General features: G+C 58.6%; 24 protein-coding genes. 16 read left to right on the forward strand and 8 right to left on the reverse strand.

From position 1 onward, the window contains the following. Positions 1-137: 137 nt before the first annotated feature. From VE934_RS12550 to VE934_RS12575, 6 genes are all read left to right on the forward strand, one after another. Positions 138-704: an RNA polymerase sigma factor gene (locus tag VE934_RS12550; RefSeq protein WP_324887969.1), complete on the forward strand. Its 567-nt coding sequence runs from the start codon at positions 138-140 to the stop codon at positions 702-704. Then, positions 701-1129 carry a DUF3619 family protein gene (locus VE934_RS12555; RefSeq protein ID WP_324887971.1) on the forward strand — a complete coding sequence of 143 codons (429 nt, stop codon included), beginning with the start codon at positions 701-703 and terminating at the stop codon, positions 1127-1129. The genes VE934_RS12550 and VE934_RS12555 overlap by 4 nt, the downstream gene beginning before the upstream one ends. A 32-nt stretch (positions 1130-1161) precedes the next feature. Next, entirely contained in the window at positions 1162-1890 is a 729-nt protein-coding gene (locus VE934_RS12560) for a DUF3106 domain-containing protein (RefSeq protein WP_324887973.1), read from the forward strand. An 80-nt stretch (positions 1891-1970) separates the two neighbouring features. Beyond that, the gene (locus VE934_RS12565) at positions 1971-2501 is read left to right on the forward strand and encodes an RDD family protein (RefSeq protein ID WP_324888038.1); all 531 of its coding nucleotides are present in this window, start codon (positions 1971-1973) and stop codon (positions 2499-2501) included. Positions 2502-2590: 89 nt separating this feature from the next. Further along, positions 2591-3013, forward strand: coding sequence for a diacylglycerol kinase (locus tag VE934_RS12570; protein ID WP_324888040.1), 423 nt, complete (start codon positions 2591-2593; stop codon positions 3011-3013). Next, entirely contained in the window at positions 2965-3597 is a 633-nt protein-coding gene (locus VE934_RS12575; RefSeq protein WP_324887975.1) for a TIGR00730 family Rossman fold protein, read from the forward strand. Before VE934_RS12570 ends, VE934_RS12575 begins: the two co-directional genes overlap by 49 nt. Before the next feature lie 155 nt (positions 3598-3752). Here VE934_RS12575 and VE934_RS12580 read toward each other — a convergent pair whose 3' ends face one another. Continuing rightward, positions 3753-4091 carry a P-II family nitrogen regulator gene (locus VE934_RS12580; RefSeq protein ID WP_324494630.1) on the reverse strand — a complete coding sequence of 113 codons (339 nt, stop codon included), beginning with the start codon at positions 4089-4091 and terminating at the stop codon, positions 3753-3755. A 147-nt stretch (positions 4092-4238) separates the two neighbouring features. Continuing rightward, positions 4239-5936 (reverse strand): NAD+ synthase, encoded by a 1698-nt coding sequence (locus VE934_RS12585; protein WP_324887978.1) that lies wholly within the window; start codon positions 5934-5936, stop codon positions 4239-4241. A 24-nt stretch (positions 5937-5960) separates the two neighbouring features. On the opposite strand from VE934_RS12585, the gene VE934_RS12590 reads away from it, so the two are divergent. Next, positions 5961-7277, forward strand: a complete 1317-nt coding sequence (locus tag VE934_RS12590; protein WP_324887980.1) for a GNAT family N-acetyltransferase — start codon at positions 5961-5963, stop codon at positions 7275-7277. Between the two features lie 9 nt (positions 7278-7286). Here VE934_RS12590 and VE934_RS12595 read toward each other — a convergent pair whose 3' ends face one another. Beyond that, on the reverse strand, positions 7287-8069 hold the full coding sequence (locus VE934_RS12595) for a DUF2726 domain-containing protein (protein ID WP_324887982.1): 783 nt from the start codon (positions 8067-8069) through the stop codon (positions 7287-7289). Positions 8070-8324: 255 nt separating this feature from the next. Between VE934_RS12595 and VE934_RS12600 the strand changes: the two genes are divergently transcribed. The 7 genes from VE934_RS12600 (at position 8325) to VE934_RS12630 (ending at position 15056) form a co-directional block, all read left to right on the forward strand. Then, positions 8325-9119 (forward strand): hypothetical protein, encoded by a 795-nt coding sequence (locus tag VE934_RS12600; protein ID WP_324887984.1) that lies wholly within the window; start codon positions 8325-8327, stop codon positions 9117-9119. Positions 9120-9292: 173 nt separating this feature from the next. Continuing rightward, on the forward strand, positions 9293-10279 hold the full coding sequence (locus tag VE934_RS12605; protein WP_324887986.1) for an ImmA/IrrE family metallo-endopeptidase: 987 nt from the start codon (positions 9293-9295) through the stop codon (positions 10277-10279). A gap of 145 nt (positions 10280-10424) precedes the next feature. Then, on the forward strand, positions 10425-10580 hold the full coding sequence (locus tag VE934_RS12610; protein WP_324887988.1) for a hypothetical protein: 156 nt from the start codon (positions 10425-10427) through the stop codon (positions 10578-10580). Between the two features lie 233 nt (positions 10581-10813). Next, positions 10814-11749, forward strand: coding sequence for a crotonase/enoyl-CoA hydratase family protein (locus VE934_RS12615; RefSeq protein WP_324887990.1), 936 nt, complete (start codon positions 10814-10816; stop codon positions 11747-11749). 45 nt (positions 11750-11794) lie between these two features. Beyond that, on the forward strand, positions 11795-12484 hold the full coding sequence (locus VE934_RS12620; RefSeq protein ID WP_324887992.1) for a Crp/Fnr family transcriptional regulator: 690 nt from the start codon (positions 11795-11797) through the stop codon (positions 12482-12484). A 123-nt stretch (positions 12485-12607) separates the two neighbouring features. Then, positions 12608-14326 (forward strand): wax ester/triacylglycerol synthase family O-acyltransferase, encoded by a 1719-nt coding sequence (locus VE934_RS12625; protein WP_324887994.1) that lies wholly within the window; start codon positions 12608-12610, stop codon positions 14324-14326. Further along, on the forward strand, positions 14223-15056 hold the full coding sequence (locus VE934_RS12630) for an alpha/beta hydrolase (RefSeq protein ID WP_324887995.1): 834 nt from the start codon (positions 14223-14225) through the stop codon (positions 15054-15056). Before VE934_RS12625 ends, VE934_RS12630 begins: the two co-directional genes overlap by 104 nt. Before the next feature lie 112 nt (positions 15057-15168). On the opposite strand, the gene ppa is transcribed toward VE934_RS12630, so the two are convergent. Beyond that, the gene (gene ppa, locus VE934_RS12635; protein WP_324887997.1) at positions 15169-15714 is read right to left on the reverse strand and encodes an inorganic diphosphatase; all 546 of its coding nucleotides are present in this window, start codon (positions 15712-15714) and stop codon (positions 15169-15171) included. A gap of 234 nt (positions 15715-15948) precedes the next feature. On the opposite strand from ppa, the gene VE934_RS12640 reads away from it, so the two are divergent. Beyond that, complete coding sequence (locus VE934_RS12640) at positions 15949-18186, forward strand: sodium-translocating pyrophosphatase (RefSeq protein WP_324887999.1); 2238 nt, start codon at positions 15949-15951, stop codon at positions 18184-18186. 66 nt (positions 18187-18252) lie between these two features. Here VE934_RS12640 and VE934_RS12645 read toward each other — a convergent pair whose 3' ends face one another. After that, complete coding sequence (locus VE934_RS12645) at positions 18253-19239, reverse strand: tripartite tricarboxylate transporter substrate binding protein (protein ID WP_324888001.1); 987 nt, start codon at positions 19237-19239, stop codon at positions 18253-18255. An 83-nt stretch (positions 19240-19322) separates the two neighbouring features. Beyond that, positions 19323-19958, reverse strand: coding sequence for a TetR/AcrR family transcriptional regulator (locus VE934_RS12650; RefSeq protein ID WP_324888003.1), 636 nt, complete (start codon positions 19956-19958; stop codon positions 19323-19325). Between the two features lie 103 nt (positions 19959-20061). Between VE934_RS12650 and VE934_RS12655 the strand changes: the two genes are divergently transcribed. After that, positions 20062-20880 (forward strand): metal-dependent hydrolase, encoded by an 819-nt coding sequence (locus VE934_RS12655; RefSeq protein WP_324888005.1) that lies wholly within the window; start codon positions 20062-20064, stop codon positions 20878-20880. Here the strand turns inward: VE934_RS12655 and VE934_RS12660 are convergent. Both VE934_RS12660 and VE934_RS12665 read right to left on the reverse strand, forming a co-directional pair. Then, positions 20863-21732 carry a bile acid:sodium symporter family protein gene (locus VE934_RS12660; RefSeq protein WP_324888007.1) on the reverse strand — a complete coding sequence of 290 codons (870 nt, stop codon included), beginning with the start codon at positions 21730-21732 and terminating at the stop codon, positions 20863-20865. The genes VE934_RS12655 and VE934_RS12660 overlap by 18 nt on opposite strands. Before the next feature lie 51 nt (positions 21733-21783). Then, on the reverse strand, positions 21784-22305 hold the full coding sequence (locus tag VE934_RS12665; RefSeq protein ID WP_324888009.1) for a DUF962 domain-containing protein: 522 nt from the start codon (positions 22303-22305) through the stop codon (positions 21784-21786). Positions 22306-22358 lie beyond the last annotated feature (53 nt).

Genomic DNA, 22358 nt, shown 5'->3' on the forward strand with positions numbered 1-22358 from the left:
GACCACACAAGCAGCCTGCACTGCAAAAAAGTCCGGGTTGAGTGGCCTTGATGCGATAATTTTGTAGCTCGGACCCACCAGGGGACCAGCAGGAATCAAAACAATGACAGCGCCGGGACAATCCGGGACCCCTACCGTTGGCAACTGAACAAGAACTTTCCGACTTCCTGAAAAACGTTGAAAAGCGCGCGTTCAAGCGCAGCGTTTATCACGTTCGGGACGATGAGGCGGCACTCGACATCGTGCAAGACAGCATGATGAAGCTGGCCCAGCACTACGGCGACAAGCCGGCGGCCGAATTGCCCATGCTGTTTCAGCGCATTTTGTCCAACACCACGCTGGACTGGTTTCGCCGCCGCAAGACCCGCAACGCCCTGTTTTCCAACATGAGCGACTTCGAATCCGCGGGAGATGACGGAGATTTCGATTTACTTGAAACTTTAGAGAGCTCAACCAACTCAGAAGGTACGGAGAGCGCTCAGGATGCGACTGATAGGGCGCAAATCTTGCACGAGATAGAGCTGGAGATTCAGGAGCTTCCCGGGCGTCAACGGGAAGCCTTTCTGATGCGTTACTGGGAGGAGATGGATGTGGCTGAAACAGCTGCTGCCATGGGTTGCTCTGAAGGTAGCGTGAAAACGCATTGTTCAAGAGCTGTCCATGCTCTCAGTAAAGCGTTGGCCGCCAAGGGATTAAAACTATGAGTCACTCACCGCAAAAACACGCCGAAATCCTGCAAGATCGTTACGGCTTCAAAACAGCTTCTTACCTCTCTACCGGTACCGCAGCGCTTCCTTACGACATTTCTGAACGTCTGCGCGCGGCGCGCGCTCAAGCGGTTGCCATGCGCAAGATTCCCAAAACCCAGGTATCTGCGGCTTCCGCCCCGTCGAGCTTTGGCTCTTCATTGGCCTGGGGTTCGGATGACGGTTTTGGACTTTGGGGCCGCATTGGCTCGGTCCTTCCGCTTATTGCACTGGTTGTCGGACTCCTGACCATCAATTCCTTCCAGTCTGACAACTTCGCCCTTGAACTGGCCGAAGTGGACTCTGCATTGCTGACTGACGAGTTGCCTCCTGACGCCTATTCCGATCCCGGGTTTGTGCAGTTTCTCAAAGCCACGCCCTAAACCGGGCTCGCCCGCTACCGAAAATTCAGGCGATGACCGTCACCACCCCTGCCATCCCGCGTTCGACAAGCTTCTGGAAGCCCTCACGGGGCGCGTCATTGTTCAGTTGCCCTGCGGTAATCTCTCTGGCTTTACTCCTTGGGCCAGCCAAGTCTGCCCAAGCCCAGATCCCTGCCCCAGCAGGCGTGGCGTCAGCGCCGTCCAAAACCATCGTTGCGCAGTTGACAGCAAGCCTCGATTGGGCAGAGTTGACCCCTGCCCAACGGGACATCCTGCAACCTTTGGCGCCAACATGGCCTTCCTTGAGCCAGGGACACAGGCGCAAATGGGTCCAGGTCGCTAAAAGCTACCCCACCCTCGCAGCAGAAGAGCAAGCCAAAATGCAGGGGCGCATGAAGGAGTGGGTCGCACTCAGCCCACAGCAGCGCGCTCAGGCACGGCTGAATTTTGCGACAACCAAAGAGCTTTCCAAAGAACTCAGCGCCGAAGAAAAGCAGGCCAAGTGGCAGGCCTATCAATCGCTGAGTGAAGAAGAAAAGAAAAAACTTGCAGCCAAGGCGCCACCCAAGCCTGTGGGCGCTGCCCTTGTACCCAAACCGGTAGCGCCTCAAAAGCTGGCGACCGTGCCCTCCAACCCGGACAAACAAAAGCCAAAGCCAGCGCCTAAAATTGCGGTTTCGCAGCCCGGCGCTGCTCAGCAGGCTCCGCAGTCGGCTGCGCCAGCTGTAGCTCCCGCAGCCGCGCCGATCCGGGCCCAATAAAAGGCTGGGGAGCCGGCCTCTCTGACTGCGCTTCCTTAGCAACTTTCGCTTCTGCCCTTACGCGACCTAAACCGACAGCAATAAACTTGATAGCAAATCCTGCGTTGACCGCGCCTGTTCCCTCTTTACGTAGACGTATGGCCTGCTGGATGTACGAAGGCCTGCTGATGTTTGGCGTGGTTTTTCTCGCAGGCTATCTGTTCAGTTCGTTGAGCCAAACCCGGCACGCGCTGGACAACCGCAATGCCTTGCAGGCCTTCCTTTTCGTCATTTTTGGGATCTATTTCGTCTGGTTTTGGGCCAGGGGCCAGACCCTGGCCATGAAAACGTGGAAGATCCGCGTGGTGAACACGCAAGGGGCGCCCATCACACAAAGGCGCGCATTGCTGCGTTATGTCTTGAGCTGGTTGTGGTTTCTGCCGCCGCTGGCCATCAGTTGGCTGTTCGGATTGCCCGGCCGGGAGGCCGCTGTACTGGTTATTGGTTGGGTAGCAATTTGGGCAATTTTGGCGCGTTTTCACCCTCAGCGGCAGTTCTGGCACGACGCGCTGGCGGGTACCCGCCTGGTCACCAGCCCACCAATGGGTCGGGGCAAAACGCCTCCCGTCTGAAGCCCCTGGTTGTCGCCGAATGGTCACATCAAACTGAAACAGTGCTGCGCCACAATCAGCTCATGTCTGAACAAGCCACTTCCCCGCCGATGACCGGCTACAAACTTCCCACCGGCCCCGACGCGCCAGCCGACCCGGTGAATCCCCAGAAAGACCGTAAAGGCCTGAACCGCGTCTGGCACGCGCTGGGCTACTCGGTCGCGGGTTTGCGTGCAGGCTGGCACGAGACGGCTTTCCGGCAGGAGGCGATTGCCTCCATCGTGCTGCTGCCCGCTTCGGTATGGTTGGGCCGTAGCTGGGTGGAAACAGCATTGCTGGCCGGCACTGTGATCCTGATCCTCATTGTTGAGCTGCTCAACACGGGTATCGAAACGGCTATCGATCGCATAGGCCCCGAGTGGCACGACTTGTCCAAACGCGCCAAAGACATGGGCAGCGCCGCCGTATTGCTCAGCCTCTTTTTATGCGCCGCCACCTGGGCCATGGCTATCTATCAAAGGTTTATCGCGTGACGCCTGCTTTTTCCCTGTGTGTTTATTGTGGCTCGCGCACTGGCGAGAGCCCCGAATTTGCGGAGGTGGCGCGCCAGGTGGGCGACTGGATTGGCAAACATGGCGGCCGGCTCGTTTATGGGGGTGGCCGCAACGGGCTTATGGGCATCGTAGCTGACGCTACGCTGGCAGCCGGGGGCCGGGTTGTGGGCGTGATACCGAAGGCCCTGGTTGAAAAGGAATGGGCCCACACCGGCTGCACGGAGCTGCATATTGTGGACACCATGCATGAGCGCAAACGCATCATGGCGGAGCATGCCGATGCCTTTTTGTCCCTGCCGGGCGGCATTGGCACCCTGGAAGAATTTTTTGAGGTCTGGACCTGGCGTCAGCTGGGCTACCACGCCAAGCCGGTGGGGCTGCTGAATCTCAACGGGTATTACAACGAGCTATTGGCTTTTCTGAACACCTCAGTCAAAAGCGGCTTTATGAGTGACTGGCAGATGGAGCTGATCCATGTGGGCACCGAACCGCAGGCTTTGCTGGAACAGCTGGTTCAGGTCGCGGGCCTGGCGCCCGAAAGCTCAAGGCTGGACCAGATTTAGCGTAATCGTTTCAGACGCCCTGGGAGTTAGGTCTTTACCAGCCGGGGCCGCGGAACTGGCTTTGCCGGACCGCAGGCGCAGCGGCCCCCTCGGGGGCATCCTTCGACAGGCTCAGGACGAACGGAAATCAGACAGCGACCGAGGAGGCCATGTTTTTAGACTGCCGCTTCGTCCTCTTCCCCGGTACGAATACGCACCACCCGCTCCACACTGGTGATGAAAATCTTGCCGTCGCCAATTTTGCCGGTACGTGCGGCACGAACAATGGCTTCAACGCAGCGATCGACGTCCTCGGTCTTTACAACCACTTCTACTTTGACTTTGGGCAGAAAGTCCACGACGTACTCAGCGCCGCGGTATAGCTCGGTGTGGCCCTTTTGGCGGCCAAAACCCTTGACCTCGGTCACGGTCAAACCGGTGACGCCGCATTCCGCCAGGGCTTCGCGGACTTCCTCGAGTTTGAAAGGTTTAAGGACGGCGGTAATTTGTTTCACTGATGGCTCCGTTGGTTTTTCAAATATTGTCAGGCATAAGCGGCGAAAACAGGGACCACGCAATTTTTCGCCGGGCCGCCCCAAGAAAAATTAGCCCCCTCGGGGGGCAGCGCATTACACGAAGTGAAAAGCGTGGGGGCGACATTCCTAGGCGCGGAATTTATTGGTGACAGGATAGCGCCAATCCTTGCCAAAACTTCTGTGGCTAACCCGAATTCCGATGGGCGCCTGGCGGCGCTTGTACTCGTTGATCTGGATCAGGCGGGTCACGCGTTCAACCACTGCGCGCTCAAAACCGGCCGCAATGATGCTTTCAATGCTTTCGTCGTTTTCCATGTAACGCTGAAGAATGGCGTCCAGCACCTCGTAAGGCGGCAGGCTGTCCTGGTCGGTCTGGTCGGCGCGCAACTCGGCACTTGGCGGCCGCGTGATGATGCGCTCTGGAATCGGTGCTGAGCCAGTTCCGTAGGGGTCGTTCTCATTGCGCCAGCGCGCCAGCTTGAAAACGGTGGTTTTCAGCAAGTCCTTGATGACCGCAAAACCACCGGCCATGTCGCCGTACAGCGTGCAGTAACCCGTGGCCATTTCACTCTTGTTGCCAGTGGTCAAGACAATCGCGCCAAACTTGTTGGACAGTGCCATCAGAAACACCCCGCGAATCCGCGCCTGGATGTTTTCTTCGGTGGTGTCCTCTTTCAGACCTTTGAACTCCCCACTCAGGGACGCTTTGAAGGCTTCAAACTCGGGCACGATGGAAATCTCGTCATAGCGCACTTTCATGCGCGCCGCCATGTCACGAGCATCTATCCAGGAAATGTCAGCGGTGTAGGGCGAAGGCATCATCACCGTGCGCACCTTGTCAGCGCCCAGTGCATCAACGGCAATGGCCAGTACCAGGGCAGAGTCAATACCGCCAGACAAACCCAGAATCGCTCCCGGGAAGCCGTTTTTACCGAGATAGTCGCGCACGCCCAGCACCAGCGCATCCCACAAATCCGCCTCGGCGCTGCGCGTTGGCACGGCGTCTGCTACCAATTTGATAGCTGGCTCCGCCCGTACCGTCTGGACTACGAACAGATTTTCCTTAAAACTCTCAGCCCGTCCCGCCAGCGCGCCGCTGGCTTGCAGGGCGAACGAGTGCCCTTCAAAAACAATCTCGTCCTGCCCACCCACCAAATGGGCGTAAACCATGGGCAAACCGGTGGCCAGCACCCGCTCGCGCATCATCAGCTCGCGTTCGCCACCCTTGCCGACGTGGAACGGGGACGCGTTGATCACGGCCAGCAGCTCGGCACCCATCGCCTTGGCCAGGCGCGCAGGCTCGTCAAACCAGGCGTCCTCGCAGATCAGCAGGCCCACGTTGACCTCGTCATCGCCCTCACCCACCGGAAACACACAGACTCCGCGGCCCGGCGTGAAATAGCGGCGCTCGTCAAAAACCTGGTAGTTAGGCAGCTCACGTTTGGCGTAGGTCTCGGTGATGCGGCCCTCGCGCAAAACTTTTGCGGCGTTGTGCAACTGCTGCACTGCAATGCTTTTGGTACGCACACCCGTTGCGCCCAAGCCAGAGCTGGCAATGGATGGCGTGCCCACCACAACTGTCATTCCCTTTAACCCGGCCAGCTCGCGGGCCACCCGATTCACGGCATCATCACAGGCTTGAACAAAGGCCGGGCGTAAAAACAGGTCTTCGGCCGCATAGCCGCAAATCGCCAGTTCCGGCGTCAGCAGCAAGCGCACCCCATCGGCATAGGCCGTGTGGGCAGCGTCAATGATTTTTTGCGCGTTGCCCGGCATGTCGCCAACGCAGTAGTTCAATTGGGCAACGCAGATTTTGAGAGTCATGGAAAAGAAAATACCGTGAGTGCTGTGGCTGAAAACGATTATGTCATCCGCGTGCTGGACTCGCCCCACGAGGTGAGCGCCACAAAGTGGAACGCATTGCTCGCCGCGCAGGATCCCGCCAATGGGCCGAATCCCTTCATGCGCCACGAGTACCTGACCGGCATGCTGGACAGTGGCAGCGCGACCCCGGAGACCGGCTGGACCGCGCGGTTTATCACCCTTGCCCATGGCGACGAGTTGATAGGCGCGTGCGCGCTGTATCTCAAGGAGCATTCTTACGGTGAGTACGTTTTTGACCATGCGTGGGCCAATGCCTACCACCAGCATGGGCTGGCTTATTACCCCAAGGCCCTGATTGCGCCGCCATTTACGCCCGTGCCTGGGCCGCGGCTTTTGGCGCGGGACGCAGCTGCGCGTACCTTGCTGGTCAAGGCGTTGGTGGCCTGGTGTGCAGAAGAAAACTTGTCATCGCTGCATTTGCTGTTTGCGACCGATGAAGATGTTGCGGCCTGCGAGGAAGCAGGATTGATGCTGCGCCATAACGTGCAGTTCCATTGGACCAATCGAAGCTGCCTGGCGCCCGGGCTGGATTCCGTTCCCTCTGAGCCTGTCGAAGGGTGCTTGGGGGCTTCGACAGGCTCAGCCCGAACGGAGGTGTCACCCGGCTACCGCGACTTCGACGATTTCCTGATGTCCTTGAGCCAGGACAAGCGCAAAAAAATCCGCCAGGAGCGGCGCAAGGTCAAAGACGCCGGCGTCAGTTTCCGCTGGTCGCTGGGTCAGGACATCAGCGATGCGGACTGGGACTTCTTTTACAGCTGCTACGAGCGAACCTATTACGAACACGGCAACGCCCCCTACCTGAGCCGCGACTTTTTCCAGCATATGCGGAACACCATGCCGGAGAACTGGCTGCTGTTTGTGGGAGAACGATCAGGAATCCCGCTTGCTACCAGTTTGATAGCTGTCAGCGCAGGAAGGACAAGGGGCAAAGGCCAATTTGATGCACAACCCAAGGCGAAAGTCGCCTATGGCCGCTACTGGGGCGCCGCGGAGCGGGTTGATTGCCTGCACTTTGAGGCCTGCTATTACCAGCCTTTGCACTGGTGCATAGAGCACGGCTACCAGCGCTTTGAAGGCGGGGCGCAGGGCGAGCACAAGATGGCACGCGCCCTGCTTCCGATTAAAACCACCAGCGCCCACTGGCTTGCACACCCGGCTTTTGCAGACGCGGTTGAGCGCTTTTTGGCCCGGGAAGGCGAAGGCATTGAAAACTACATGGACGATCTGGAAAGACGCAACCCGTTCAGACAGGCCAACCCGGGCACCTCCCCAGCTTGAGAACCGGGGCTAGTTCAGCGGTGCGATGTTGGTCCGCAACGGCGACAGGAATGAGTCCTCCCACGAGAGCTTCGACTTGAAACCGGCCTTGGGGCCGTCTTCCACAATGCCCGTCTGGGTGATGAGCGGATTGAAACCCGAGACACGTACTTTTCTGGCAAATTCAAGTTTCGAATGAAATGATGTACGTGCATCATCAAGCGGCGCAGGCCTGCTGTTTGCGCGCGAAAAAGTCACAAGCTCCTGAGTGAATTCATCATGGGCGACCACCTCTTTTTCCGGCTCCATGAATTCAAGATTGATTTCGCCGAGGAAGGCGGCGCGCATGGTCTCCAGTCCCGGCAGGTTGTTGGCCCGCACAACCGAGTAGGCAATGCCGCAGTCCGTCAGAATGCTTTCTTTCATGTCGCGGTGGCTGCGCAGCAAGCCCGCCTGGCCTGGAACATCCACACAACCAATCACTGTCCCGTCAGACGTACACACGGTAAAGGAGCAATACACGCCAGCGAGAAGCTCGGCGCAGCTTTTGCCCTGCTCCTTGTTGCGCGGCCGGGTAAAGCGTGCAACGGGTGTCTTGATAATGACGTGGTGATCGTAAAAGGCGCCAATCAACCAGCGCCAGACTTCCCGCTCATCGGGCGTCAGCAACGCGCGGGAGCCCAGTGGCCAGCGGTTAGGCAGGCGGCGCCGCTCGCGCTCTTTCCACTTCAGCCAGGTGTCGTAAATCAGCAGGCCAGCGATAAAACCTGCTACGACGAAAATGACGGCCATCAACCACGAAAAGCTAGACATACTGTTTACCGGCAAGTGGATAAGAGCACCCAGTATCTTTATGGCTAACTCATGGTTTGTAGGACCGCGCCGACTAAGGGCGACAGAAAGATACACATGTGACCTAGAGTTATGTGTAGTAACGGCCGGGACAAAGTCGTCACATGGAGGACAACCTCCGTCCGCGACCAAACTGGCGATCCGGTCGCTATATTTTCGATAGCAACTTGGTGTCTTTTTACCTGGGCCAAATCAAATCTTGGATGTGTTTTGAAAATGCCTGACACTGCTGTACAACCGTCGCCCGAAAAACTGCAGGCGCCTCTCGCGCAGTTGGCGCGCCCGCACGCGCGGCGCTTGCGCGAGATCTACCGTTCAGCAGGATGGCCCTGCCAGGACTTGCTTGAAATTGAACTCCTGGCCTGGGGCATGGTGCAGCGCGTAGCCGGTCCCATGGGCCACGAAACCCTGCGCGTAACGGATGCAGGTGTGAGCTACCTCGCTGCCACCCTGGTGCGCAACCGCTCAGCGCTGTCAGACCACGAGGCCCTGGTCGAACGGGTAGCGTGCGAGATGGTGCGAGCAGGCCGGATCACCTGGCGCGGCCTGGGTCTGCGGGCCCAGTTGCCGCCGCTGGAAGAAGGTGGAAAGGTGCGGTGGTGCATTGCCCGACCCGATGTTTTTTCCATCCGCAACACTTCCGTCGCCGAATACGTCGACCCCGTCGTCCACGAGATCAAAGTGCGCCGCTCCGACCTGCTGGGCGATTTGCGCCGCCCCGACAAACGCGCGGCCTACCTTGACCTGGGTGGCGAGTGCTGGTATTTACTGGGCAACGATGCGCGTGGCCGGTGCATCGCCGACCCCAGCGAGGTGCCGGTCGAATGTGGCGTGATGGTGATTGAGAACGGCCGACTTGTCGTTGCCAGGGCGGCGCCGCGGCGTGCGCGGCAGTCCTTGCCTCTGGGCGTGTGGATGGCGCTTGCCAAAGCAACGCCGGTGGCCGGCCTGAACGACGATGCGCAGGCCATGCTCGGTGAGGATCACACCACAGTAAGACCTTCTGAGTAGCGCCCGCCAAAAAGGGAAACCGGTGCCTTGCACATGTAGTCTTCCATCGTTGGACGGAAGAATGTTTCATTAGCGGATTCCCACAGGTTATGTATGTAACGTCTGTTAAATAGCGTCAAAAAGTGCGCAATATGCTAGACTGGAAGTGCTGTAAATTCATCCAGGAGATGGACATGTTTAAGACTGTGCGGGATCCCATATCTGAGCGGCGTTTCTTACTCCAAAACCCTTATGCACACATTGAGGATTTGGAGGCGCGTCAGATTGACCTGGATGATCACAAGCAATCCCATTCGTTAGCAACTGCAATTAGCTCCAGCCGCGAATTGCTTCAGAACCCTTATGCCTACCTAGACGGTGCTGGCAACTTCAGTGCTCAAGCCAAGCCCAATAGCAACAAGCTAGTTGAAGGTAATGCGCGAAAAGCGTTCGCCAATCGAAACTCTTCTGGCAGCGTCACGAGGTCGTATTCCGAAATTGAAGCGAAGGTCAAAGACATCCACGAGCTGATCTGGAGAACTAAGGATTCGATCTGGATTGGTGCCGTGCCAGTAGATCCGATAGATATGCTCGACCCAGCCGTCGCACTTAAACTGATCGGTTATGAGTATCAGCTCGCTGACGGCTTGGGCCAGTACCAAAGCGCCGCTGGTCTGCTTGAAGTCGCAGGTTTGATCGATCATTCATCGAAAACCGTCCAGATATCGGGACAATTTCCAAGTAATGTTTGTGCTTTCACCGCGGCCCATGAGCTTGGCCATGCCATTTTGCATCCGAGTGTTACGGGTGTTCACCGTGACAGACCATTGAATGGAGCTACTCTGTCGCGGGAGCGCTCGGAGATCGAAGCCGATAAGTTCGCGACCTTTTTTCTCATGCCGGCCAGGCTAGTCCGGTCACGCTTTGCAGGAATCTTTGGATCAGAGATATTTTTTCTAGATGAAGATACCTCTTTTGCGCTCGCAGGGGTCTCGCATTCAGAGTTGAAGAAGAAGTGCAAAACAATTCGCGATCTTTCGAGGTTACTTGCTAGTACCGGACGTTACGACGGAATGCAGTTCCCTTCATTGGCAGATCAATTCCGTGTGTCCATAGAAACCATGGCTATTCGCATTGAGGAATTGGCGCTGCTCTCACTAGACAAGCAGTCTGGTGTTTGAGTCGAGCACCAATGTCCTTCGACACTCATGAAGATTTCAGTGATGATTCGCTACTTGCCGTCTGTATACCTCTGGCTAGTGATGTCCGAGGTCAAAAATATTCTCCCCGGCAAACCCTAGTGCTAGAGGTCTCCAGCGTCGGTTAATGTCTCGCCAAGGAGACATAACCACCGATGAAATCCTCACCGGCCTGAATGCCACCTTTCTCGATCTCGAAACGCCCGAGAAGCCCGTGAGGGTCGGCTCGCTCAAACTATCCGAGCTCCGGCCAGCTTCAAAGGCAGCTTCCACGCGCCGGTAACAGACCACATCGGTCAATGCAGGTCCTGGCGGTGTTTTGATTTGTCGTCCGGCAGCGAAGTAGCCACAGTCTGCCAACTGTGGATCGGGCAGCATCATCGGCTGGCGCTGGTCGCGCGCCATCACGCGGGCTGGCAGGGGAAAACCCGCTGCACCACTTGTCCTCGCAATGACATCTGTCGCAGCGCCGGATGACTATAGTGAAAACACGCCCAATCACCCCAAGGAGACCCCATGCCTGCTTTTGACAGTGTGACGATCTACAAGGACGAGAAAGAACCCCGGATTGCCCGCCTGCGGCTGAACCGCCCCGACAAACTCAACGCCATCAGCAGCACCATGCCGTCTGATATTCAACAGGCCGTGCGGTGGGCTGAGGCCGAAGACGAGGTACACGTCATCATCGTCGAAGGTGAAGGCCGCGCCTTCTGCGCCGGCTATGACCTGAATGAATACGCTGAAGGGCTGGACCCGACCAACATTTCCGGCGACCATCCGTGCCGCCAGGAAAAAACACCCTGGGACCCGATGGTGGATTACGCGCTGATGAAGCGCAACACCGAGGAGTTCATGTCTCTGTGGCGCTGCTCCAAACCAACGATTGCCAAAGTCCACGGTTATGCGGTAGCTGGCGGCAGCGACATTGCGCTGTGCTGCGACCTGCTGGTGATGGCGGACGACGCGCGCATCGGCTACATGCCCACCCGCGTCTGGGGTTGCCCCACCACCGCCATGTGGACCTACCGCATAGGCGCAATCCGCGCAAAGCAGCTTATGTTCACTGGCGACACCATCGATGGCACCAAGGCCGCGGAATGGGGCCTGGCCAACCTGGCAGTTCCAGCGGCCGAGCTGGACGACGCCACCCAGGCATTGGCGCGCCGAATCGCCGGCGTGCCCAAATCGCACCTGGCCATGCACAAGCTGGTGGTCAATCAGGTGTGGATGTCGATGGGCCTGGAGCAAACCCAGATGTTTGCCACCGTGTTTGACGGCATCACGCGGCACAACCCCGAAGGCATGTGGTTTCGCCGTCAGGCCCAGGTAGAGGGCTTCAAAAACGCTGTGGAGTGGCGCGACAGCGGCAGGCCGATCCCTGAGGGTGACGAAGCCCGCGCGCTGGTGCGCGAGCTTGAAGCCAAACTGGCGCAGGCGCGGGCGAAGCTCTAGGCCCGACCACGCTGTCGCCACGCTCCCTGTCTGGTGCCAAGCCACATGAACGATGAACTGCCTTTGGGTCAGGTTCTGGAGCAGACGCCCTGGTACACGGCGCTGGACGACGATGAGCAACAGCTCGTGCAACGCACGTCATCCGAGAAGCTAGTTTCTGCCGGCGGTTTCATTGTGCGGGCCGGGGATCCTTCCATTCACTGGATGGGCGTGATCAAGGGCTTGGTCCAAATGTCAGTGTCGGGAAGCGACGGGCGCGAGACCACCCTGGGCTGCGTTGAAGAAACGCAGTGGTGCGGAGAAGGCTCGCTGCTCAAGCGGGAGCCTCGCCGCTACGATGCCATCGCCTTGCGCCACTCCCGTATTGCCCTGGTGCCAATTGACACCTTTTTGCATTTACGCAAGGTCAGCCTGCCGTTCAACCACTACCTGCAGGATCTCATGAACGCGAGAATGAGTTCCTTCATCGCCACCCTCGAGGCGGATCGCCTGCTCGGGCCAGAGCAAAGGGTCGCAACCTGTGTGGCAACGCTGTGCCGTCACATGCAGGGCGATACAGACATTGCGCTGGACATCACCCAGCATGACCTGGCAATGATCTGTGGCTTGTCCAGACAACGAACCAATGCCTGTCTTCAGGTATTGGTGCAACTCGGTCATATTCGGGTGGAATTCAAGAGCATCCAGATCGTCAATCTGGCGGCTCTCACGGCCTATGGCAACGCCATTGACTGAAAGGAGACCATAGTCCTCACGCTGTCACCACCGGGTCACCTGTGCACCGAAGCTACGGCAAACCCCCAATGCCACCGGTACTGCGGCTCGGTTAAGGTCTGCCTTCAGGAGACATACACAACAATGAAATCGCTTACCGGCCTTGACGCCACCTTTCTCTACCTCGAAACCCCGGAAATGCCCATGCACGTGGGCTCCCTCAATCTGTGTGAGTTACCCGCGGGATTCAAGGGGAGTTTTCACAAAGCCGTCCAGCACCATATTGCAAGCCGCATGCATCTGGCGCCCGTGTTCAGCCGCAAGCTGGTTTTTATGCCCTTTGATCTGGGACACCCGCTCTGGGTGGAGGCTGAATCGGTTGACATTGAATTCCACATCCGGCGCGTGCCCTGCTCTGCAAAAAAGCCCATGACCCTGGCGCAGGCGCACACCACGGTGGCGCAACTGCACAGTGAGTTGATTGACCGTGCCCACCCCCTGTGGGAGTTTTATGTGTTTGATGCAATCAAGCTGCCGTCGGGTCAAGTAGTCGGCGGCTTCTTTTCCAAGATTCACCACGCCGCGCTGGACGGCAAAGGCGGCGTGATGCTGGCCAATGCGATGCTTGATGTTGGCCCGGTACCGCGTGAAGTACCGCCGCCTGATCCTGCGCGTCGCGGCAAAACAGCGGCGGACCTGAAGGTCGGAAAAATGATTGGATCGGTGTTTTCCAACTCAATGGCGCAGGTGGCCAAGCTGGCCAAGTCGCTGCCTGCAGCAGCTGGCACTTTGGGCAGCACGCTGGCCAAACAGTCGTTGCAGGGCGCTGGCGGACGGCCCAAAATGCCGATGAAGCTGGCGCCAAAAACCCCGTTCAACACGTCCATAGCGCAAAGCCGGGTTTTCGTTGCGGCGACTATTCCGCTGGCTGAATGCAAAGCCATGGGCAAGGCTGTGGGAGGCAGCTTCAACGATGTGGCGCTCTGGATCTGCTCCACCGCACTGCGCAGCTATCTTGCCAACCACGGCGGCGTGCCGACCAAATCGATGGTGGCGGCGATGCCGGTTTCGCTGCGCGAGGCAGGCGCCAGTGACGCGGCCAACCTGGGCAACCAGGTCAGCATGACGCTGGTAGAGCTGGGCACCCATCTGGCCCACCCCCTCAAGCGCATGAACGCCATCATGGCTTCAACTGCCAAGGTCAAGACATCGATGCAGAGCCTGAAGGGCCTGCTGCCCACGGATTACCCTTCCCTGCTGGCACCGTGGCTGGTGGGTGGTGCTGCCAAGGCTGCCCTTAACGCGTATGGCAAGACGGGCCTGGCCAGCCGCCTGCCCATGGTCGCCAACCTGGCTATTTCCAACGTACCGGGACCGCCCGTGGCCTTGTATCTGGCGGGCGCGAAGATCGTCAGCTTTCACCCGCTGTCCATCGTGCTGCACGGCCTGGCACTCAACATCACGATCCAGACCTATGCAGGTCATGTCGACTTTGGCATTGTTGCCGGCAAGAAAGCACTGCCCCACGCGCAGGACCTTGCGCGCGCGATTGAAGCAGCGTTTAAAGAAGCGCAAGCACTGCTAGGCGACTCAACCGTTGACGCCGCGTCGCTTCGCAAACCCACAGCGTCGGTAAAAACCCGCAAGGCTGCTGTCGCTAAAGAGACGCCTCTAGAGAAGTCCCTCTCTAAAAAGAAGGTCACGCGCCCCAATACTGGTGCTGTCGCAAACAACACCAAAAAGAGCAATGTTTCCAACCATGGCACAACCCGCGCAAAAGCAGTCAAAAACGAAACAGCCAAAAAACCAAGCGCAAGACAGGCACGACGGCCCGCCGCCCAGCGCGTGGCTGCTGGCGCTTGAGTTTCGCGCCTTCTGGGAGTTTGGCGCCCTGCTCCCGGCCTGGCCGGTATTGGCCCGGGCATCCAAAGGGGACGGGCACAGCGTGGTCGTGTTTCCCGGCCTGTCAGCCAGCGACGGCTCTACCATCCCGCTGCGCCGCTACCTTGACTCGCTGGGTTACCAGACCTCCGGCTGGGAACAGGGTTTTAACTTTGGGCCGCGCGTCGGCGTTCTGAACGAAGCACGCGCGCAGGTAACGCGCGCTTTTGAAACAAGCGGACGAAAAGTCACATTGATTGGCTGGAGCCTGGGCGGCGTGTACGCCCGCGAGTTGGCCAAGGAGATGCCCCATATGGTGCGTGGCGTCATCACGCTGGGCACACCCTTTGCCGGGTCGCACCGTTCTACCAATGCCTGGCGCATTTACGAACTGACCAGCGGTCGCAAGGTCGAGCGTGAAACTGAAAATTACGACCTGCCAGCCGCACCGCCCGTGCCCACCACCAGCATCTTTTCCCGCAGCGACGGTATCGTGGCGTGGCAAGGCAGCATCCAGAAATCTGCCCCGCATAACCGCAACACGGAAAATATCGAGGTGGTCGCCAGCCATATCGGCCTGGGCTTGAACCCAAGCGCCTGGTGGGCTGTTGCTGACCGATTGGCTCAAGCGGAAGGTCAGTGGCAACCCTTCCAGCGCAAGGGCACGTTTTTGCACGGGCTGATTTTTCCCGACCCCGTCCGGCCCGCCTGACATCAACGGTGCCAATCAAAAAGAGCGCCTGCGGCTTGTGCCGCAGGCGCTCTTTTTTTTATAGCAGCTCGCGCCCGTCAGATATGGGCTGGAGGGCTAAAACACCTCAAACTCACGCCGCTTCCGGGTGCTCTTTTTTGTAGTTGGCAATACCGTCCGTGATTTCCTTACGCGCCGCATCGGGGCCTTCCCAACCCTCAATCTTTACCCACTTACCCTCTTCCAGGTCTTTGTAGTGCTCAAAGAAATGAGCGATGGTTTTCAGGCGCAGCGGGTTCATGTCTTCCGGCTTTTGCCAGTGTGTGTAGAGCGAACATTTTTTGTCGACCGGCACCGCCAGAACTTTGCCGTCTTCGCCGGCTTCGTCGGTCATCTTCAGGATGCCGATGACGCGGCAGGTGACCACAACACCGGGAATCAAGGGCACCGGCGTGATCACCAGCACGTCCACCGGGTCGCCGTCGCCGCTCAGCGTCTTCGGAACATATCCGTAATTGGTCGGATAGTGCATGGAGGTGCTCATGAAGCGATCCACAAAAATCGCGCCGGACTCTTTGTCCACCTCATATTTCACAGGGTCTGCGTTCATCGGGATTTCGATGATCACGTTGAATGCGTGCGGAGCGTCTTTGCCGGGGGTAACGTTATCGAGGGACATGGTCGCTTATGGTTGAAGTTATGAAAATGAAATGAGATGAAACAGCAGTCGGTATTTACCCTCATTTTAGGGGTTCGGGCCTGACGCTTCGCGAACTTGTCACGTTTTGGCGTTAAATTTCAAAGGTTGGCCAATCGTCTCCACGCATGTTGAGAGCAACGAGGAAGCAACGCAGCGGGGGCTCCGCTAGCGTGGCGCCCCCTCCAAGCGAAAAACAACGTAGGAGATTTCTCTATGACAGGCAACTCAGCGCTTATTCTTGCGCTCGTCTGCGGGTTTATTGCCGTAGGTTACGGCTTCTGGGCACGCAGCTGGATTCTTTCCCAGGACGCCGGCAATGCGCGCATGCAGGAAATTGCAGCCGCCATTCAAACCGGGGCCGCCGCTTACCTGGCCCGCCAATACAAAACCATCGCCATCGTGGGCGTGGTTCTGGCCATTCTGATCGCCGTCTTCCTGGACGTCCCCAGCGCCATCGGCTTTGTTGTCGGTGCAGTGCTGTCAGGCGCCTGCGGATTTATCGGCATGAATGTCTCGGTGCGCGCCAACGTGCGCACGGCGCAGGCTGCCACCAAAGGCATCGGCCCCGCACTGGACGTTGCCTTCCGCGGCGGCGCCATCACTGGCATGCTGGTGGTGGGCCTGGGCCTGCTGGGCGTCACGGCCTTCTACTGGTTTCTGGTCGGCAACGGCAACTACAAGCCCGACAGCAATCTGGCAGCGCTGCTAAACCCGCTGATTGGCTTTGCTTTTGGCTCCTCGCTGATCTCCATCTTCGCCCGCCTGGGCGGCGGCATTTTTACCAAGGGCGCAGACGTCGGCGCTGATCTGGTGGGCAAGGTTGAGGCCGGCATTCCGGAAGATGACCCGCGCAACCCGGCCGTGATTGCGGACAACGTGGGTGACAACGTGGGCGACTGCGCCGGTATGGCCGCCGACCTGTTTGAAACCTACGCCGTGACGCTGATTGCCACCATGGTGCTGGGCGCCCTGCTTGTGACCAACGCTGGCACCAGCGCCGTGGTGTACCCGCTGGCACTGGGCGCGGTGTCCATCATCGCCTCCATCATTGGCTGCTTCTTTGTGAAGGCCTCACCGGGCATGACCAATGTGATGCCAGCCCTGTACAAAGGCCTGGCCGTCGCCGGCGTCCTGTCACTCATCGCCTTTTACTTTGTGACCGCATGGCTGATGCCTGACAACTCCATCAAGGCCGCCGGCAGCCAGATGGCTTTGTTTGGTGCCTGTGCTGTGGGCCTGGTGTTAACCGGCGCATTGGTCTGGGTGACCGAGTACTACACCGGCACGCAATACAAGCCTGTGCAGCACATTGCGCAAGCTTCTACCACCGGCCACGGTACCAACATCATTGCCGGTTTGGGCGTGTCCATGCGCTCTACCGCCTGGCCCGTGATTTTTGTCTGTATCGCGATCTGGGTGTCGTTCCAGCTCGCTGGCTTGTATGGCATTGCGATTGCCGCAACTTCCATGCTGAGCATGGCCGGTATCGTGGTCGCATTGGACGCCTACGGCCCCATCACCGACAACGCCGGCGGCATTGCGGAAATGGCCGACATGCCCGAGAGCGTGCGCGCCATCACCGACCCCCTGGACGCAGTGGGCAATACCACCAAGGCAGTGACCAAGGGTTATGCCATCGGTTCTGCCGGTCTGGCTGCGCTGGTTCTGTTTGCCGATTACACACACAAACTTGAAGCCAATGGCAAGGCGATCAGCTTTGATTTGAGCGACCCGATGGTCATCATTGGTCTCTTCATCGGAGGCCTGATTCCCTACCTGTTTGGTGCCATGGCCATGGAAGCTGTGGGCCGCGCTGCAGGCGCCGTGGTGGTTGAAGTGCGCCGCCAGTTCCGCGACATTCCGGGCATCATGGACGGCACCGGTAAACCCGAGTACGACACTGCTGTTGACATGCTGACCACCGCCGCGATCAAGGAAATGATGATTCCGTCGCTGCTGCCGGTAGTCGTGCCGATTCTGGTGGGCTTGCTGCTTGGCCCTGCTGCCCTGGGTGGCCTGTTGATGGGCACCATCGTGACCGGCCTGTTTGTGGCTATCTCCATGTGCACTGGCGGCGGCGCGTGGGACAACGCCAAGAAATACATCGAAGACGGCCACCACGGCGGCAAGGGCTCCGAGACACACAAGGCAGCTGTCACAGGAGACACCGTTGGTGACCCTTATAAGGACACAGCCGGCCCCGCCATCAACCCGCTGATCAAGATCATCAACATCGTCGCGCTGCTGATCGTTCCTTTGATGATGAAATTTCACGGTGGCACAGCCAACGCCGCGCCAGCCACGCCCATGGCAGCACCTGCAGCCATGAGTGCGCCTGCAGCAACGGTGGCCACACCTGTTGCCCCAGCCATGCCAGCTCCGGCACCGACTCAGGCACCGGGCGCAGCGGCGACGCCAACGCCGGTCGCGGGGGCATCTGCGGCCAAATAAGGCTTGACGCTCCAAGCAAAAAGCCCGGTTCACCGGGCTTTTTTTTGGCTGCTACCGGGGCGGGCCCTACTGCGGCTTGATACCTGCGGTCTTGATAACCCGGGTCCAGGTATCCAGCTCTGACTTCACAAAGGCCGTGTAGGGCTTGACGCCCTGCTGCGGAATCACGAAACCAGTCGATCCCATGCGCTGCTTGATCGCGTCGGACTGCATCGCTTGTGAGATGGCCGCTTCGAGTTTGTCCACAATTGGCTGTGGCGTGCCCTTGGCGACGGACATGCCGGACCAGGACAGCGCCTCGAAGCCCTTGTAGCCAGACTCGGCGATGGTTGGTACATCGGGATACAGCGGGTTGCGCTGCGTGCTGGTGACGGCAAGCGCGCGCAACTTGCCTGCTTTCACGTGGGGCAAAGCCACGTCCTGATTGATGAACATCATGGGGATGGTTCCGCCCAGGACGTCGGTCATCATCGGGCCGCCTCCGCGGTAGGGAATGCCAGTCATGAAAATGCCGGTGGTCTGTTTGAACAGCTCCATCGCCATATGCCCGGAGGCCGCATGGGTATAGCCATAGTCCAGCTTGCCGGGGTTGGCTTTGGCATATGCCACCACGTCCTTGACGCTCTTGTAAGGTGTTGACGGATGCACCACCAGCACATTGGGTCCGGAGTGAACCTGCGAGATATGCACAAAGTCAGTCAGCGAGTTGTACTTGATGCCGGGTTCCAGACCATGGGCCACCGCATTTTGGCCAACACCGGTCTGGATCAAGGTGTAGCCGTCGGCAGGCAGCTTGACTGCGCGATCGGTGCCGATGACGCCACCTGCGCCGCCTATGTTCTCGACGACGAAAGGCTGCTTGAGAATTTTGGTCAGCTCATCAGCCAGCATGCGGCCCATCACATCGCTGGTACCGCCAGGGGGAAACGGCACGATGATCTTGACCGGCTTGTTGGGATAGTCAGACTGGGCCTGCGCCAGCATGGGAAGCGCCGCCGCCAGTGCGGTCATGGTTGCCAGTGCCGATAGGCCTATCAGTTTGCGTCTAATCACGTGCTGTCTCCGGTCTGTAGATGGGAGGGGTAGATATCCTGACGGACATTAGCCCGGAATTCCGCCAGCCCGTCAATCCTGTTTTACGCGCTGGCCGAAGGTGGCGCGACCCCGGCAAGGGTCACCGCCCGCACCAGTCGGGCGGCGGGCTCTACCAGCTCACCAAGCGCGGTAACGCGCTCTTGCTCGATGTACTCCAGGATCAACTCATTGATCCCGCCCACAATCGCCATGGCCATCTCTGCAGGCAGGGGCTGGTCCCGCTGGCAGCCGTCTCGCCCCGCGTTGATAACGGTCAGCATAAAACCTGCAATTTCCTGATTGACGCGGCGGCGCGCGGCCAGGCCTTCCGCCCCCAAACCGAGAATTTCAATGAACAGGGTTCGCATCAACACCGGGTTGTCGGCCATGCAGGCAAGGTAGGCGCTCAGGGCCCGCTCGACCTGTGTTTGCCACTTGTGCGCGGGGTCGATGGCCTGCCCGAGCATCTTTAGCGCGTTGTGGCTGGCCGCTTCGTACAGGGCAATCAGACACTCGGCCTTGGTCGCAAAACATTCGTAAAACGTGCGTTTGGAGACGCCGGCTTCCCGGACGATGTCGGCCACCGTGGTGTCGGCATATCCCCTTGACGCTGCACAAAGCGCCATGCCTTCAAGCAGGCGGGAGCGATTGGCATTAGCCGGCGCTTCGACGGCGGGCGGTACCGCTTCTGGGGTCATCTTGTAGTTCTGCTTTTGAGGCTTGGTACTTGACAGTACCACAAGCCGAACCTATAGTCACCCGAACTGGTACCACTGGGTACCAGCCCTTCCTGGAGATCTCATGACTACGCTCGTTGTACGCCGCCTGCTGATTGACCTGCAGCCACCTTTACCGCGCCACTGGTGCGGGGGCGATGCGTTTCAAACCGCTTTTTTCAACGCGCTTTCCATGAGTTTTCCCATCGGGGAACAGTTTTTTATTGACGCGGTACGCAACGGGTTTAAAGCGCTGCCCCCCGCACAACAGGAAACCTACAAGCAAGAGGTACAGGGTTTTGTAGGCCAGGAAGCGACCCACCGCCGTATCCACAGTCTCTTTAACGGGCATCTGGAAAAGCAAGGTCTTGTCAACGACTGGGGGCCGCGCGCAGAGATCAACATGAAGATGCTGGCGGGCACCAACCCGCTTCACGCCCTTGCCATCACCGCCGCCAACGAACACTTCACCGCGATTTTTGCCGAGTGGATGCTGCGCAATCACGATATCTTGGACCCCTGCCAACCCCGCCTGAAAACCATGTGGTTGTGGCACAGCGCCGAAGAATCAGAGCACAAAAACACCGCGTTTGATGTCTACACCGCCCTGGGCGGCAACCATGAATGGCGCATCAAATGGTTCCGGCGCATCACGGTCGTTTTCCTGACTGACACCTTGCGTCAGACGGTGAACAACCTCAGGCGGGACGGAACTTTATGGAAATGGAGCACCTGGAAAGGTGCCTCGGAGTTTTTGTTCGGCAAACGCGGCCTGGTGCGCCAGACCTTTGGCGCCTGGCGCGAATACTTCCGCAAGGACTTTCACCCGAACCAGCAGGCCACCGACTTGTCAGAGCGCTGGCTGGCGGACAACCGCGACCAGTTTTCACTCGCAGGTAGCTGACTGCCGCCTAAGTACCAGCATCCCAAACAGCGTTGCAGTGATGTACATGCTGACTGAATAAATCGCAGCAGGCAGCGCCAACTGGAAATTGTTGAGCACCGACAAGGCAACAAAGATGGCCAGTGTCGAGTTGTGGATGCCGATCTCGAAACTGATCGCGGTAGCCAGCGATTTTTCGAGCCCTGCCCACAGCGACAGGTAATAGCCGGCGAGCAGGCTCACAACGTTGAAGGCAACGACGGCGGGTCCGATGCTCGCAAACGAGGTGACCAGTGCACTCCACTCCTTGGCGATGGCGATCAGCGCGAAGCTTGCCAGCACAAGCGCGCTGAAGATCTTCATTGGGCGCTCCATGCGCTGGCTAAAGCCCGGCGAGCGGCTGTTAACCACCATGCCAATCACCACCGGAATCAGCACCACGGCGATCACCTCCATAACCTTGCCAAACTGCAAAGGCACCACCTGGCCGGTATTGGCAAAGGTGTTGATGGCCCAGTTGGCAATCAGTGGCAGGCTGATGATGGACAACAAGGTGTTGATCGCCGTCAGAGAGATGTTCATCGCGACATTGCCGCCAAACAGATGGCTGAACAGATTGGCCGAGACACCGCCCGGAGACGCGGCCAGCAGCATCAAACCGACGGCAAACACCGGCGGCACCTTCAACAGCACAATCAGTCCGTAACACACCGCAGGCAATACCAGCACCTGCAGGACCAGCGCCAGTAACACTGCACGGGGATGGTTGAGGAGCCGCCGGAAGTCTGCGAGCGACAGCGACAAGCCAAGACCAAACATGACAAGGGCAAGCGCCACCAGCAGCAGCGTGGGCAAAATCGCAATAAAACTCATGGTGTCTCCACGCGGAATTTTTCCGCTTTGTTGTTATTGGGCGCCGGTGATTCAGGTGGCCAGCGTCCCGCGCAGCCGCACGGGCCCTACCCGGGCCTCAATCGCTGCCTGCACGTCCTGACGCATCCTGAAAGCAAAGGCTGCCTCGGCCACCAGAAACAGCGGACCGATCAACAGGCCGACCAGATCATCCACAAAGGCGGGTTTTTTGCCCTCATAGTAATGACCCAGGAACTGGATTGCCCAGCCGACGATAAACAAACCAAACCCGCTGCCCAGCCAGACGTCCAGACTCTGCGTGGCAATCCATTGCCCCACTGCAAGACTGGCTCCAAGGATGATGGACATCACCAGGCCAAAGCGCATATCGAGCTTGAAATAGAAAATGCTGCTCGCAAGTGCAACCAGCAAGGCCAGCGTCACCGGCATGGGGCCAACCTGAAGACTGGGCAACGAGAGCAAGGTCGTCACGCCCAGAACAATCATGGGCACGCCAAAAAAATGCGTGGCAATGTTGCGGGGATCGCGATGGTAAGCGCCGTATTGCGCCAGATGGTCGATCAGGGTTTTCATGCGGCTTTCCTTCAAAACGGGTGGCAATAATGATGACAGCGTACCCTGCGCAT

The sequence above is a fragment of the Polaromonas sp. genome, from assembly GCF_035638815.1.
Lineage (GTDB): Bacteria > Pseudomonadota > Gammaproteobacteria > Burkholderiales > Burkholderiaceae_C > Polaromonas.